12 protein-coding genes are annotated in these 15,712 nt (G+C 62.1%); 9 read left to right on the top strand and 3 right to left on the bottom strand.

Features of this window, described 5'->3' with window-relative positions; genetic code table 11:
• The first annotated feature begins 37 nt into the window (after positions 1-37).
• From VNZ65_RS25130 to VNZ65_RS25095, 8 genes are all read left to right on the top strand, one after another.
• Entirely contained in the window at positions 38-1,411 is a 1,374-nt protein-coding gene (locus tag VNZ65_RS25130; protein WP_325674007.1) for a DUF1329 domain-containing protein, read from the top strand.
• Between the two features lie 95 nt (positions 1,412-1,506).
• The gene (locus VNZ65_RS25125; RefSeq protein WP_325674005.1) at positions 1,507-3,444 is read left to right on the top strand and encodes a DUF1302 domain-containing protein; all 1,938 of its coding nucleotides are present in this window, start codon (positions 1,507-1,509) and stop codon (positions 3,442-3,444) included.
• A gap of 19 nt (positions 3,445-3,463) precedes the next feature.
• Entirely contained in the window at positions 3,464-5,881 is a 2,418-nt protein-coding gene (locus VNZ65_RS25120; RefSeq protein WP_325674003.1) for an efflux RND transporter permease subunit, read from the top strand.
• Positions 5,882-5,889: 8 nt separating this feature from the next.
• Positions 5,890-6,933, top strand: coding sequence for a WD40/YVTN/BNR-like repeat-containing protein (locus tag VNZ65_RS25115; RefSeq protein WP_325674001.1), 1,044 nt, complete (start codon positions 5,890-5,892; stop codon positions 6,931-6,933).
• Positions 6,934-7,059: 126 nt separating this feature from the next.
• Positions 7,060-7,458, top strand: a complete 399-nt coding sequence (locus VNZ65_RS25110) for a nuclear transport factor 2 family protein (protein WP_325673999.1) — start codon at positions 7,060-7,062, stop codon at positions 7,456-7,458.
• Positions 7,459-7,504: 46 nt separating this feature from the next.
• Positions 7,505-8,386: a helix-turn-helix domain-containing protein gene (locus VNZ65_RS25105; protein ID WP_325673997.1), complete on the top strand. Its 882-nt coding sequence runs from the start codon at positions 7,505-7,507 to the stop codon at positions 8,384-8,386.
• A gap of 94 nt (positions 8,387-8,480) precedes the next feature.
• Positions 8,481-9,026: a DUF3455 domain-containing protein gene (locus VNZ65_RS25100; RefSeq protein ID WP_325673995.1), complete on the top strand. Its 546-nt coding sequence runs from the start codon at positions 8,481-8,483 to the stop codon at positions 9,024-9,026.
• Positions 9,027-9,222: 196 nt separating this feature from the next.
• On the top strand, positions 9,223-10,107 hold the full coding sequence (locus tag VNZ65_RS25095; RefSeq protein ID WP_325673993.1) for an amino acid ABC transporter substrate-binding protein: 885 nt from the start codon (positions 9,223-9,225) through the stop codon (positions 10,105-10,107).
• 56 nt (positions 10,108-10,163) lie between these two features.
• Here the strand turns inward: VNZ65_RS25095 and VNZ65_RS25090 are convergent, their stop codons facing one another.
• The 3 genes from VNZ65_RS25090 to VNZ65_RS25080 form a co-directional block, all read right to left on the bottom strand.
• A complete protein-coding gene (locus tag VNZ65_RS25090) occupies positions 10,164-11,300 on the bottom strand; it encodes a nucleoside hydrolase (protein WP_325673991.1) in 1,137 nt (378 codons plus the stop codon).
• 76 nt (positions 11,301-11,376) lie between these two features.
• Entirely contained in the window at positions 11,377-13,632 is a 2,256-nt protein-coding gene (locus VNZ65_RS25085) for a TonB-dependent receptor (RefSeq protein WP_325673989.1), read from the bottom strand.
• Positions 13,633-14,096: 464 nt separating this feature from the next.
• On the bottom strand, positions 14,097-14,759 hold the full coding sequence (locus VNZ65_RS25080; protein ID WP_325673987.1) for a GntR family transcriptional regulator: 663 nt from the start codon (positions 14,757-14,759) through the stop codon (positions 14,097-14,099).
• A gap of 445 nt (positions 14,760-15,204) precedes the next feature.
• Between VNZ65_RS25080 and VNZ65_RS25075 the strand changes: the two genes are divergently transcribed.
• On the top strand, positions 15,205-15,712 hold a 508-nt coding region (locus VNZ65_RS25075; RefSeq protein WP_414649218.1), incomplete at its 3' end, for an ATP-binding cassette domain-containing protein.

The following is a 15,712-nucleotide window of genomic DNA, read 5'->3' as shown; positions in this document are numbered from 1 at the left end:
TTTCATTTTGTGATTTGACCTGCGAGGAGATATAACAATGAGAGCGCACCCGATCAAACCGAAGGCACCGCTGCTGATGCTGTCCATCGCTTGCCTGCTGGCGCCGCTGGTGTTGGCGCAGCAAGCCTCGAAACTGGGCGCCGAGCTGACTCCGGTAGGCGCCGAAAAGGCTGGTAGCAAGGATGGCGTGATTCCCGCCTGGAGCGGCGGCGATGTCAGTCCGCCAGCCGGCTACAAAGCCGGCCAGCCGCGCCCCGATCCTTACGCCGCCGACAAGGCGCTGTACTCGATCAATGCCGCCAATGTCGATAAATATGCCGCCAAGCTGTCGCCCGGCCAGGTACAGCTGATCAAGAGCATCAAGGGTTATCGCGTGGATGTCTATCCTACGCACCGGTCCTGCGGCTATCCGGAGGTGGTCTACCAGCGCAGCAAGGAAAATGTCGGCTTCGCCAAGCTGGCCGCCAACGGCTACGAACTGGCGGAAGCCAAGACCGCCGGCTACCCTTTTCCGATGCCGGCCAGCGGCGTCGAAGCCATGTGGAATTTCAAGATGCGCTACCAGGGCGAGGGCCTGACCTGGGCCTACTCCACGGTGGTGCCGCCGAAAGGCGGCAGCGACATCGGCCAGGCGCTGGTGCAGGAAGACTACATCATGTTCCCGCTGTCAGAAGCGAAGAACAACAACATCGCCGGCGCCAAGGGCGTCGAGTCGCTCTACCTGAGTCCGTACATTGCACCAGCCCAGTTCGCCGGCGACGTCACCCTGTCGCACGCCTACATCGGCAAGCCGAACGATATCTGGCTGTACTTCGCCAGCCAGCGCCGGGTGCGGCGGGCGCCGACCTATGCCTACGATGCGCCCATCCTCAACGATGAAAACCTGGAGACCATCGACCAGTACACCATGTACAACGGCCCGCTTGACCGCTACGACTACAAGCTGGTCGGCAAGAAGGAAATGATCGTTCCTTACAACTGGAACAAGCTCAATTCGGTGCAAGCCAAGATCGGCGACGTGGTGCAGCCGACCTTCCTCAACCGCGACATGGCGCGCTACGAAACCCATCGCGTGTGGGAGATCGAAGCTACCGTCAAGCAGGGTGCGCGCCATACCTTTCCCAAGCGGACGTTTTACCTGGATGAAGATTCCTGGCAGATCCTGGTGCAGGACCTGTACGACGGCCAGGGCAAGGTCCAGCGCGTGATGGAAAGCGGCGTGGTGATGGCGACCGAACTGCCGGCCTGCGTGCAGGAAGCCTATGCCAGCCACGACCTGGCCATGGGACGCTACATCGCCGAACGGATCCCGGCCGGGCAAAAGCAATCGGACTGGCTGGCCGGGCGCGACGGCAGAGTCAAGGAATCCATGTTCGAGCCAGACGGCCTGCGCCGGTTCGCCACGCGCTGATTACCGTCCGCATGGCAGCGGCCGCATGGCTGGCCATTGCCGATAATAAATCGCGCAGTTGATTCACTTCTCGGGGAGGGGCAGGAATGAAGAAGATGGTGAACAAGAGGGGCAGGGGCCGGCTATCCAGTTTCAGGCCGGGCGTGGCGGTGGCGTTGGTATGGGGCAGTTCGACGGTGTTCAGCCACTCGGCCATGGCCGAGCAGTTCGATCTCGGCAACGGCTTGAGCGGCAGTTTCGATTCCTCGGTGTCGTTCGGCGTCGGCGTCCGCACTTCCAGCCCCAACTGCACGTTCATCGGCCAGGACAACGGCGGCTGCGCCGGCAGCGGCCAGGTCGACATCGCGCGCCGCGATCCGGTCAATTTCAACCAGTCCTACGACCTGACCCGGCTCAACCAGGACAACGGCAACCTCAACTACAAGAGCGGGCAGGTATTCTCTGCCGCGGTGCGCGGCGTGCACGACCTGTACCTGAAGGCGCCGGACGGCTGGAGCGGCCTGATGCGCGCGGCCTGGTCCTACGATTTCGCAGCCGACCACACCAGCTACGCCGACCTGCAGCCCGATGCGCGCAGCCATGCGGTGCACGACATCCGTTTGCTGGATGCTTACGTCAACAAGGAATTCGAGATCGACCAGCATCCGGTGCGGTTGCGGGTCGGCAACCAGGTGATCAGTTGGGGCGAGGACATCTTCATCCCGGGCGGCATCAATTCCATCAACTCGATCGACGTCAGGCGCGCCCACAGCCCCGGCGTCCAGCTCAAGGAAATCTTCCGGCCGGCGCCTATCCTGTCGCTCAACGCTGAAGTGGCGAAAGGGCTGAGCGTGGAGGGCTACTACCAGACCCGCTGGAACGGCTATGAATTCGATCCGGTCGGCACCTTCTTTTCCACCAGCGATGTGGTTGGCAGCGGTTCCAGCGGCGCCTTCCTGCCGACGTCGCTGGTCAACACGGCCACCGGCCCGCTCGGCCTGCCGCCGTCGCCGCCGGGCACGGTAGGCGATACCGGCACCCGCATCGTCGGCATCAATCCCAGCACCGGCCTGCCGTTCAACCGCCAGCTGACGGCGGGTGAACTGGCCGATCCCAACCTCAATCCCTTGTATGGTCCGTTGCTTCATACCGGCAGCGTGATTCCGCGCGGGCCCGATCACAATCCGAGGAACAGCGGCCAGTTCGGCCTGTCCACGCGCTATACCTTTCCGGACAGCGGTGATGAACTGGCTTTTTACTACGTGCGTTATCACGACAAGATCCCGTTCGCCAGCATCCGCGTCAACCAGGGCAGCACGGCCAATCCCTTCGGCTGGCAGGATATCTTTCTGGACTATGCCGAAGACCGCAACCTGTTTGGGGTCTCCTACAACACCCGCGCCGGCGACTGGGCGTTCGGCACGGAACTGTCGTTCCGGCCGAAGGAAAGCATCCCCATCGATCCGACCATCGTCGCCAATCCGGCCAATCCGTATTACTGCAACGCCGACCTCAATCCGGCCAACTATCGCCCCACCGGTTACGTCTGCCGTGGCGCCGTCGACCAGAAGAAATACCAGTTCCACCTGACGGCCTTGAACATCTTCACGCCGGGCGGCAGTTTCGGCGGCCTGCTGCGAGCGCTGGGCGCGACCGAGGGCTCGTTCACTTCAGAGGTGGCGGCGGCCTACTACCCTGACCTGGACCTGAACCAGGGGATTCCGTATTCGGTGACCTCCGATTATCGGGTGCCGACCAAGCTGTCCAGCGGCCTGGTGGCGCAGATCGGCGTCAATTATCCGGCGGCTTTCGGCGGCCAGGCATCCTACGCACCGGATCTGTCGCTGTCGTATGGCATGTCCGGCGTCTCTGCCAGCGCCTTGCCCGGCTTCGTGCAGGGCGCCGGTGCGGTGGTAGCCGGGCTGACCATCGATTTCAAGACCAAGCCGGCCACCAAGATGCGGGTCGACTACACCCACAACTATGGCGGCGGCCAGTCCAACCTGATGCTCGACCGCGACTTCGCCACCTTCAGTTTCACGACTTCGTTCTGACCAGGGATTGGAAGCAAGCATGAGTGGTTCAACGCAACATGTTCCGCAAGGCAGCCGGCTGCTGCGCCTGGTGGCCCGGCTGGAATCTGTCTTGTTCAGGCGGCGCCTGGCGGTGCTGCTGGCCTTTGCCGCTTTCACCGCATGCATGGCGGTGCTGGCGCTGGGTTTGCGCATGTCGGCCGGGTTTGAAAAGACCCTGCCGCAGCAGCATGAGTACATCAAGACCTTCAACCAGTATCGCGAGGCGCTGTTCGGCGCCAACCGCCTGATCGTGGTGGTGCATGCGCGCCGCGGCAGCATCTGGAACCCGCCGGTGCTGCGCCAGCTGCTGGGCGTGACCGAGGCCGTGAATTATCTGCAGGGCGTGGATCGCAGCAGCGTCACGTCGCTCTGGACTCCCAATGTGTTTTTCACCGAGATCACGGAAGAAGGCTTCAAGGCGCTGCCGATCACCGGCGGCGACATCATTCCGGACAAGCTCAGTCCGCAGGTGATCGCCGACATCCGCGAGCGCGTCGCCGCCGGCGGCTATCTCGGCAACCTGGTCTCGCGCGATCAGACCAGCGCCATGGTGCTGGCTGAACTGCAGGACAGCGATCCGCAGACCGGCCAGCCGCTGGATTACCGCAGCTTCAACCAGCTGCTGGAAAACAAGGTGCGCAAGCAGTTTGAAAACGCCGATGTCGAAATCCAGATCATCGGCTTCGCCAAGGCCATCGGCGATATCGGCGAGGAAGCCAGCAAGGTCATGCTGTTCTTCGGTGTCGCCTTGCTGCTGACGGCTTTGTCGGTGTACTGGTATTGCCGCTCGCTGCGCCTGACCCTGCTGCCGCTGGCTTGCTCGCTCAGTTCGCTGGTGTGGCAGTTCGGCAGCTTGCGGCTGCTCGGCTTCGGCCTCGATCCCCTGGCGATCCTGGTGCCATTCCTGGTATTCGCCATCGGCGTCTCGCACGGCGTGCAGCAGATCAATTTCATCGTCCGTGAAATCGCCGACGGCAGGAATACCGAACAGGCTGCGCGGCACAGCTTTACCGGCCTGTTGATACCGGGCACGCTGGCGCTGGTGACGGCCTTCATCAGTTTCATCACGCTGACCCTGATCCCGATCCCGATGATCCGCGAACTGGCGATTGCGGCATCGATAGGGGTGGGCTACAAGATAGTGACCAATCTGGTGATGCTGCCGCTGGCTGCCTCGTATTTCAGCTTCTCCCGCGAATATGCGCAGCGCGCCATCGGCCGCCGTGAGCAGCACAGCCGCTGGCTTAGCTGGCTGGCGCTGGTGGCGCGGCCGCGCAACGCCTGGATCGTGGTGGCGCTGGGAAGCGCCTTGTTTGGCGTCGCGGTCTGGCAAAGCCAGGGCCGCCACGTCGGCAGCCTGCAAGCCGGCGCCGCCGAGCTGCGGCCGGAGGCGCGCTTCAACCGCGATGCGGCCGACATCACCGCACGCTTCGATGTCGGCCTGGACTGGCTGACGGTAGTGTTTGAAGTGGCGCCGGCCGGCCAGCTGGATGCCTGCGCGCGGCCCGACGCGCAGCTGTTCATGGATGATTTCGCGCAGCAGATGAGCGGCGTGCCGGGCGTATTGTCGGTGCGCTCGGTGGCCGATGTACTGAAGGGAGTGAATGCCGGTCTCAACGAAGGCAATCCGAAAATGAACGCCATCACGCGCGATGCTCGCGGCCTCGGCTCGCAGTTCGGCAGCGCCAACAACCAGTTGCACGGTTTTTCCTCGTCCGATTGCCGGGCCCAGGGTGTCAACCTGTACCTGAGCGATCACAAGGCCACCACCATCAAAGGCGTGGTGGCGGCGGTCGAGGCGTTCCGCCGCAGCAACCAGCTGAGCGGCGTGAAAATCCGCCTGGCCAGCGGCAACGCCGGCGTTCAGGCTGCCACCAACGAAGTGCTGGAGCGCAGCGAACTGCCGATGATGCTGTATGTCTACGGCGCCATCCTGCTGCTGGTGCTGCTGGCCTACCGCGACTGGCGCGCCATGCTGGCTTGCTGCCTGCCGCTGACGGTCGCTACCTGGCTGGGTTATTGGTTCATGAAGGACCTCAACATCGGCCTGACGGTAGCGACCCTGCCGGTGATGGTGCTGGCTACCGGCATTGGCGTCGACTACGCTTTTTATATCTACAACCGCCTGCAGCTGCATCTGGGCGCCGGCCTCGACATCAGCGGCGCGCTCGAACGCACCTTGCACGAAACCGGCGTGGCGACGGTGTTTACTGCGCTGACCTTGTCGATCGGCGTGGCGACCTGGTCATTCTCGCCGTTGCAGTTCCAGGCCGACATGGGCAAGCTGCTGACCTTCATGTTCCTGGTCAACATGGTGATGGCGGTGACCTTGCTGCCGGCGTTTGCGGTAGTGCTGGAGAGCCTGTTCCCGCGACGCACCGGCACACTGCGCACGCCATCTTTTGCTGCTCATTGAGGATATCCATGTTTCCAGCATCGACTGCTTCCTATGAAAAGACAGCACGCTTCGGCCGCCTTGCGGCGCTCGGGTTTTTGACGCTGGCGCTGTTCAGCCAGGGCGCCCGCGCCGCCGGCCAGGCTGCCTCCGACTGGCCCACCGGCAGGCCCGCGCAGATCCGTCCGCAAGCCAGCAGTAGTCCGCTGCTGGCTGCCGCCACCGCCGGCGAAGGAGCGGGCAGCAGGATCGTGGCGGTCGGCGACCACGGCGTCATCCTGCTGTCCGACGATGGCCGCACCTACCGCCAGGCGCGCAGCGTGCCGACCCGCACCATGCTGACCTCGGTATTCTTCATCGACCGCAACAGCGGCTGGGCTGCCGGTCATGACGGCGTGGTCCTGAAAACCAGCGACGGCGGCGAAACCTGGAAACTGCTGCGGCAGCAGTACGGCCAGGAGCAGCCGATCCTGTCGATCTGGTTCGGCGACGCCAGCAATGGCCTGGCGGTGGGTTTGTTCGGCATGGCCTTGAGCACTGCGGATGGTGGCCAGACCTGGAACGAGCTGAAGCTGAGCAGCGGCGATGCTGCCGACCGTCACTTGTACCGGATTCTGGCGACGCCTAGCGGTGCTTTGCTGATTATGGCCGAGGCCGGCACGGTGTTCCGCTCGGAAGACGGCGGCAAGCGCTGGGACGTGATTGACACTGGCGAGAAAGGCTCGCTGTGGAGCGCCGTGGCATTTTCCGACAATGGCGTGAACACCATCGTGGCGGTAGGCATGCGCGGCCATATCACCCGCAGCAGCGACGACGGCAAGACCTGGCAGGCGGTTGTTTCCGGCACCACGCAGTCGTTGACTGACGTCGCCCAGCTATCCGGACAGCAGCTGATGGCCGCCGGCATGGGCGGCACGCTATTGTTCAGCAGCGACGGCGGCCGCCATTTCAGCGCGCGCCGGGGCGCCGGCGACGCCCCCCTTACGGCGCTGCTCAAGGCGCCGGCAGCCGGGCCGGTGCAACTGGCGCTGTTTTCCATGGCCGGCGTCATGGCGCCGCTGGCCATGCCCTAGCGCCGCCATCCATCAATCTGATTACCTGGGAGGTAATCGACCGTGCTTCCTGGCAGGCGGAGAATGTTTCTGTCGACAACGACAACGCATTTTCCCTAAACCAGCAAACCTTGAAGGAGCACGATCATGACTGACATCAACCACACTGCAACTATTACCGACCAAGCCAATGCCATCGCCAGCCGCTACATCGCCGCCTGGGACGAAACCGACGCCGTACGCCGCCGCGCCCTGATCGCTAACGTATTTACGCCCGATGCAAGCTATCTCGATCCGATGGCGCGCAGCAGCGGCCACGATGGCCTGGACGCCATGATAGGCGCGGTGCAACAGCAGTTCGCCGGCTTGCGTTTCCGCCTGCACGGCAAACAGGACGGCCACAACGATGTGGTGCGCTTTTCCTGGGCCCTGGGCGCTGACGGCGCTGAGCCGGTCGCCTATGGCACTGACGTCGCAGTAGTGGCGGCCGATGGACGCATCCGCAGCGTCACCGGCTTCCTGGATGCGATGACAGTGCCGGCATAGCTGCATATAGCGCGTTACACTGCGCATAATTCTTCGGAGGCAGCTCATGGGTGCATCACAAATGGTCGCGGAGCCGGACCGCAGCGCCGGCGCAAAACAAGGTGTAGAAGCGGGCGCCCGGCACCGCTACTTCAACGACTTCGCCGCGGCCTTGCGCTACTGGCGCGACAAGCGTGGCTACAGCCAGCTGCGCTTGTCGGCCGAAAGCCATATCTCGCAGCGTCACATCAGCTTCCTGGAGAGCGGCCGTGCGCAGCCGAGCCGGGAGCTGATCCTGAAGCTGGGCACGGCGCTCGACATCCCGCTGCGCCAGCGTAACGTGATGCTGCTGGCGGCGGGTTTCGCGCCGGCCTACCAGGAGCGCAAATTGTCCGATCCGGAACTGGCTGCAGTCAAGCAGGCGCTGGACTTCATGCTGGCCCAGCAGGCGCCGTATCCGGCGCTGGTGGTGGACCGGCTGTGGAACCTGGTGATGAGCAACGGCCCGGCCGCCATGATGATGCGCTGGCTGCTGGACATGCCGGAAACGCAGCCGCTGCCGCGCGAAGGCGTCAACATCCTCAAGCTGATGCTGGATCCGCAGGCGATCCGCAAGCATCTGCTCAACTGGCAGGAAGTCAGCGCGGACCTGCTGCACTGGATTCAGCGCGAAGCCATGAGCGACGGTCCCGGCAGCGAAGCCACAGCGCTGCTGGAGCAGCTGGTAGCGCTACCCGGTATCAGGGCGGCGACGCAGACGCCCAATCTCGATACGCGGGTGCTGCCGTTCCTGCCGCTGAAGATCCGCAAGGACGGCGTCGAGTTGAACCTGTTCACCACTATCGCCACCATGGGCACGCCGCATGACGTCACCGTGCACGAGCTGCGGATCGAATCGTTTTTCCCAGCCGATGAAGCCACTGCAGCATGGTTCAAGGAGCGCGCCTAGGCGGCGCGGCGCAGAAAGGGCGCTGCGCTTACAATGGGGATGCTTGCGGGCAACTAGAGGTGACCCGCGCCAACCCTATTGTGGAGAAAACAACATGTTGAAAAAAGTACTGAGCATTGCGCTGCTGGCCGGATGCGCGCCCTTTCTTGCTGCTTGCGTCAGCACTCCGGCGCAGGCGCCGATCGCGGTGCCGGACAACTTGCAGGTCGCTGCCAACCAGGTCCTGACACTGGAGGCAAAGGCCACCGGCGTGCAAATCTATCAATGCGCAGCGACGCCGGCCGACGCTGCAAAATTCGAATGGCATTTCGTGGCGCCGCAGGCCGAGTTGTATGACCCGCAGGGCAACAAGATCGGTAAACACTACGCAGGCCCGACCTGGGAATCGAATGACGGCAGCAAGGTGGTCGGCGCGCTCCAGGCGCAAAGCAAGGCGCCCGATGCGGATGCCATCGCATGGCTGCTGCTGAGCGCCAAATCGACTTCGGGAATCGGCGCCTTCGGCCTGACGCAAAGCATCCAGCGTTTGCAGACCCTGGGCGGCGCCGCACCGGCCGACGGCTGCGACCAGGCGCGGCTGGGCCAGCAGACGCGCGTGCCTTACCAGGCGGTCTATCGATTTTTTGCGGCCAAATCGTAAGGCGTGGCAGCGCAGCTGGCGGCAGCAATTGGCGGTTTGACCATATGCGAAAATCATGTATCCGATTTGTAACAGCCGCCGCAAGCGCATGAAGTGCTGATATATTGACGCGAGGAAATTAACGTCCTCAAGCAGTTTTCAGCCTGCCGCCGGTGATGCCGGCGGCAGCCGTTCGCGACTTATCGGAGTGTTCTGTATGCGTGGTGTGATCAAGCACGGTTTGACCTTTTTATGTATCCTGACACCACTAGCCGCCAACGCCGGCGACACCCTCAGCAAGATCCGCGACAGCCAGACCATCACCTTCGCCTACCGCGAAACGGCGCCGTTTTCCTATACTGATGAAAACAAGCAGATCGTCGGTTATTCGATCGACATGTGCCTGAAAATCGCCGACGCCGTCAAGCGCGAACTGAAGCTGCCGAACCTCAAGGTGGCGTATCTGCCGGTCGATTCGACCACCCGCTTTTCCAGCATCATCGACGGCAAGGCCGACATGGAATGCGGTTCCACCACCAATAACGCCGAACGCCGCACCCGCGTCGGCTTCACCGTGCCGAACTTCTTTTCCAGCGTGCGCATGATCGTCAAGAAGGGCAGCGACATCAAGAACTGGTCTGACTTGCGCGGCAAGACCATCGTCATCACCAAGAGCACTACCACCATCGACCTGGTCAACGACCGCAGCAATGTGCGCTCGCTCAACATCAAGGTGCTGGAAGCCAAGGACGATGCCGAATCGTTCAGCTTCGTCGAGCAGGGCAAGGCCGATGCCTACGCCATGGACGATGTGCTGCTGTACAGTCTGCGCGCCACCGCCAAGACACCATCCGACTTCACCGTGCTGGGCGATCCGCTCTCGATCGAGCAATATTCCCTGATGTTCCGCAAGGACGATCCTGCCTTCAAGCAGCTGGTCGACAAGGAGATGGTGCGGATGATTAACGAGGGCGATTTCCAGAAGATCTACAGCTTCTGGTTTACCCAGCCGCACGGATCGAAGAAGATCAACATGGGCATGCCGATGGGTTATCTGCTGCGCGACTCCCTGCTTTATCCTTCTGACAAGACGGCGCAGTAAGCGCCGGCTGAAGCGGCCGGATGCCTTGCGCATCCGGCTTGCTGCAATCGCTGGGATCAGTTCTGCGGCGCCGGCGGCGTCGGCAGGTTCATCAGCCTGATCATCATCTTTTCAAACGCCGGCACATTGACTTCGCGCACCACGGTGCTGACCTGTGCGATCAGGCCGGGCGGCGCGTAGGCTGCCGGCCAGGACAGGGTATTGCCGTAGCCGGCGCCGAAGTCGGTATCGATGCTGACATACAACTGGTCGGATTTGCTGATCAGCGCCGGCTCCAGCCACACTGCGGTAGCCAGTTCATCCCATAGCGGGAAACCGGTTTCCGTGACCTTCTTGACCATCTGCGCCAGCGGCGTGCCGGACCTGGTCATGTCGTTCAGCAGCCTGGCGCTGAGCTCGGTCGCGGTCGACGGATCGGCCGGCACCATGACGATATGTTTCCATGGCGCGCGCAAGACAATCTTGGCGGCTTCGGGATCCCAGCGGAAATTGAATTCCAGGCGCGGCGTGTTGCTGTACTCGCGCGCAAACTGTTCGGCCGATTTGGACGGCAGCATCTGGTGCGGGTTCAGACTGCCGCCCATGTAGACGATTTCCTTGGCGGTGGCGGCGAAACTCGGGTCGAGGCTGATCGCCAGCGCCACATTGGTCATCGGCCCGGTCGCCAGGATGGTCACTTCGCCTGGGAATTCATGGACTTTTCTGATCATGAAATTGGCGGCGATTTCGTTGGCCGGCCTGGTATGCGGCATGCCTTCCGGCAGCTGCGGAACGAAGTCGTGCGCATGGTAATTGGGCTGGCTCTGGATGGTGCCGTCCGGCCATTTCTCATCCATCCAGGCGCCCTTGTAGACCAGCTTGCCGTACAGCGCTTCCCAGCGGCGCGTGGTTTCCTGGGTATTCAGCAACGGAAACGTGGAGCCCGGAATCACCGGGATATCGCTGCGGCCGATCACTTCCAGCGTGCGCAGCGCATGCGCGATATTTTCATCGCGCCAGGTCGAGCCGCTGACGATGGTAATCCCCAGCACTTCCACATCCGGCGACTGGATCGCCATCAGCTGCGCCGCACGCGGGCCGCCGATATCGTCGTCGATGATGACCTTACGCTTGCCTTCGGCCTGCGCCGTCACGGCAATGCCCAGCATGAACAGGGCCGACAGCAGCTGGCGCTGCATGAACTTCGCTTTCATAATTCGCCTTGAAATAAAAATCAGAACAAGAACAGCCGGCAGGGTGGGCACCGATGCTCACCCTGCTTTCCCATGCTTAGAAGTTGGAGCGGAACTGCACGCCAAACACGCGCGGCTCGTTGATGAAGGCGGTCAGGTTGTTGAAGTCGATGCCGCCCACGGCCACCGTCTTGTTGGTGATGTTGCGGGCGAAGCCGGCGATTTCATATTTGTCGCCGGCCCATTTGTAACCTACGCGCAAACCGCCTTCCAGCAAAGGCTTGCCGGTGAATTCGGTGGAGTTGTACAGGAAGAAGTTGATCTTGCTGCGGTAAGCCCAGTCGGTATAGAAGTACAGCTCGTCGTTGTTGCCGAGCGGGATGCCGTAGCGCGCCGTGACGTTGGCAATCCACTTCGGCGCCTGCGGCAAGGGATTGCCGTCGATCGAATACAGGCCCGGCCGCACCTGGGTATTGAGCATGGTGCAAGCGGCGCAGCCGGCCACCAGCAGGTTGGGATCGCGGATCTGGGTGAAGTTGTAGCTGCCGCCGAAAGTCATGCGCAGGCGCTCGCTCAGGTTGGCTTCCAGGTCCAGCTCGGCGCCATGGCCGACGCTCTTGGCGGCATTCACCAGCATGATCGAATTGGAAGCGCCGCCGACCGCGGTCAGCTGCTGGTTCTTGACGTCGAAGGTGTAGACGCTGAAGTTGGCGCGTGCGCGGCGGTTGAACAGGTCGGCCTTGATCCCGGCTTCGTACGAGGTGATGGTCTCGGCATTGGCCACCGTGATCGGCACCGAGGACGAAGGAGCGGCAATGCTCGGCGCGCGGAAGCCGGTAGCGACCCGCGCATAGGTCGTGATGTCGTTGTTGAGCGCATAGTTGGCGCTCAGGTCCCAGCTGACGTTCGACTTGCTTTCGCTGATCGAACCCGGCCCGGTGAAGCTGACGTTGTTGGCGACTTCGTTGGAGAAATCCTTCTTGTCCTCGGTGTAGCGCAGGCCGCCGCGCAGCTTGAAGCGGTCGTTGACGTCATAGGTGAGCGAGCCGAACGCGGCATAGGCGGTATTTTTCTGGCGGTTCTGCAGATAGCTGGTTTGCAGCTGGGTAGTGCTGTCGAAGTTGGAACTGTTGCCGGCCACGTTTTCGTAGAAATAGTACAAGCCGGTCTGCCAGTTGAGCGGGCCGTCGTTTTTCGACTCGACCCGGAACTCCTGCGAGAACTGCTTGTGATCGGCGATGCCGCCGCCGGTCTGCACCTGGAATGGGATGAAGCCTGGTCCGGTCGGCGTGCCGCCGTCGATGTCGCCGCGGCTGAAGTAGCTGGAGATGGTTTCATAGCCGGTGATCGAATACAGCTTCACATTATCCAGGTTCCACGACAGGCGCGCGCTGCCGCCGGCGGTATGCAGCGATTGCGTATTCATCGCATTGGTGGTGACAGTGCCTGGATCGAAGCCGGCGACGAAGCCGTCGCTGCCTTTTTGCAGGATGTTGGCGCGGAACAGCTGGGCATTGCCTTCCGAGGCGCGCGAGTGAATGTTGAAGAGCGCATTGAAAGTGCCATCCGGCTTGTACAGGAATTGCAGCCGTCCGGCGCGTTCGTTGTAGCCGCCCATGCTGCCGGTCGGGCCGCCGCCGTTGTTGGTGATCCAGTCGTCGCGGTGCTCCACCAGCGTGGAGAAGCGCATCGCCCACTGGTCGCTGAGCGGAACGTTGACCGCGGCTTCGACATTGGCGGTGTTGTAGGTGCCGTCGGAGACGCTGTAGTAACCCGAGACCTTGTCCAGGCTAGGCTTGGCCGAATCGAACTTGACCACGCCGGCCGGCGTATTGCGGCCGAACAGCGTGCCTTGCGGCCCGCGCAGCACTTCTACCCCGGCCAGGTCGAACATCGGGAAACCCTTGAGCGCGGCGTTTTCCTGCACCACATCGTCAAACACCAGCGATACCGGCTGCGAGGCGAAGGCCGAGAAATCGGTATTGCCGTAGCCGCGGATATAGAAGCGCGGGAAAGTGCGGCCGTTAGAGGATTCGATATTCAGGCTGGGCACCTTGGCCGCCAGCACGCGGATGTCCTGGCCGCCGGAGTTGAGCACATCGAGCGTCTCGCCCTTGAGCAGGGTCACTGAGATCGGCACGTCCTTGATCTTTTCGACCTTGCGCTGTGCGGTCACGGTCATGGTTTCCAGCTGCAATGAAGAACCGTCTTGCGCCGCCGGACTGGCCGCTGCTGGCGCTGCGGCGCCGGCGGTTTGCGCCAGCGCCGCGCCAAACGGCAAGGCGGCTCCCAATGTCAGCACCATCTTCCCTGCGCAACGCATGTGGGCGCGTGCCCTCGCTTTTTTTCCCATTTTCCATCCCTCAGTGATCGACGTTGATAAAACCGGATTTGCTTGTTTTAGTTATGCCTGCTGCGTGCTGGCCCGGGCCGCAGACTTGCACGGCGCCCGACCGCAACGGAGTCACTCAACGCAAAGACCGTGCCAGAATTTTTCCCGGCAGGAAGAATGGAAAAAACGATATTACGTTTTGTAGCGAAATATATTGTATACATACGGAAAAGCGAAATTCGAACGTCGACAACTTGCTGGAGTGATAAGTCAGGCTGTCGTGCGAGCTGCCGCGCCCGGCAAATAATAACGCCTTCTATTGGGGAGGGCCGCGCCAAAACAGGGCTGGCCGGAGTGTTGCAAGAACCGGATTAGTGCGCGCCGGCGCGCCAAAATGGCGACATTTTGAAATAACTTGTATACACTTTATGACAGCTGGCGCAGGCGTGAATGTGTCCTAAGATAGCCCTGCAAAGCCGGCTGTCTCAGGCCAGATCGAGGATTTCAGCCAGGTTGACTTCGTGTTCGTGGTCGCTCAGACGCAAGGCGTTTTCGATGTCGAGCAGATGCTGGTCCATCATGCGGATCGCCTGCTTGACGTCGCCGGCGGCGATGGCGTCGATCAGGTGTTCGTGTTCGTGGTTGGGGCAGGCAGTCTTGTTGGGCGCCTGGTACAGGGCGATGATCAGGGAGCAGCGCGAGACCAGTTCGCGCAGGAAGCGGGTCAGTACCGGATTGCCGGCTGTCTCGGATAACAGGATGTGGAATTCGCCGCCGAGGCGTATCCACCTGGCGTGGTCGCCGCTATGAAAGGACGCATGTTCTTCTTTGACGATTTGGCGCAGCCGGGCGATCTGGGCGCGCGTTGCATGCTGCGCCGCCAGCGGCACGATGATGGCTTCGATGGCGCGCCGCGCGGCGAAGATCTCGCGCGTTTCCTGCGGCGTCGGCTGGGCGATGATGGCGCCGCGGTTCGGTCGCAGTTCCAGGATATGGTCGTGCGCCAGGCGCTGGATGGCTTTGCGCACGATGGTGCGGCTGACCGCGAACAGTTCGCACAGGCTGGCTTCGGTCAGCTTGGTGCCCGGCGGCAGGCGCTGGCTCATGACCGCCTTCAGCACCGAATCGTAGATTTTCTGATCGACCACGCCGCTGCCCCGCGTTGACGCGGGCCTGCTTGCAGTGTCACTGGACTTTTTTTTCATGCGCTCTGTTTTCGTTTTGGGATTGCCAGCCTGCAGCCATGCTACCGCAAATCGGCGCCGCCAGGCATGGGCGCGGCAGCAGGTCGGTATAGGCAGGCTTAGGCAGGAATCGCGCCAGATGCCTGGTTTTCTGGCTGCCGTGGTCTGGCATGCAGTTTGCTTTTGCAGTAGCTTCATGCCGGTAAAAGATTGCGCTGCAATCTGCCGGTAAGCAGCTGAGTGAGGTAGCATGACGCTTGCGTCGCGGTTCGCCGAAGGTTCGTCGACTACGGCAAGCGCAATCGTGCTGGATTCATTTTGCAACGGTCTTTCATTGACACAGGCAGAAGAAGTGACTTCAACCATACCGCGTCTGCAGATTGCCCATATCCGCAAAGCCTATCCGGGTGTGCTGGCCAACGACGATATCAATCTCGCGGTCGCGCCCGGCGAAATCCACGCCGTGCTGGGCGAGAATGGCGCCGGCAAGTCTACCCTGATGAAAATCATTTTCGGCACGGTCAAGCCGGACGCCGGAGAGATCTTCTGGAACGGCGAGCTGGCCCACATCGCCAGTCCGCATGTCGCCCGCCAGCTCGGCATCGCCATGGTGTTCCAGCACTTCTCCTTGTTCGATACCCTGACCGTCGCGGAAAATATCGCACTTGGCCTGGCTTCCGATGTCAGCATGGCCGAGCTGGTGACGCAGATCCGCCAGACCGGCGAAAAGTACGGCCTGGAGCTGGAGCCGCACCGTCACGTGCATACGCTGTCGGTCGGCGAACGCCAGCGCGTCGAAATCGTCCGCGCCTTGCTGACCAATCCGCAGCTGCTGATCCTGGACGAGCCGACTTCGGTGCTGACGCCGCAGGCGGTCGACAAATTGTTCGTCACTTTGCGCAAGCTGGCCGCCGAAG

It is taken from the genome of Collimonas sp. (assembly GCF_035566555.1).
Lineage (GTDB): Bacteria > Pseudomonadota > Gammaproteobacteria > Burkholderiales > Burkholderiaceae_D > Collimonas.
Note: the sequence above shows the minus strand (reverse complement) of the source record. Positions and strands in the feature narration are given on the sequence as shown.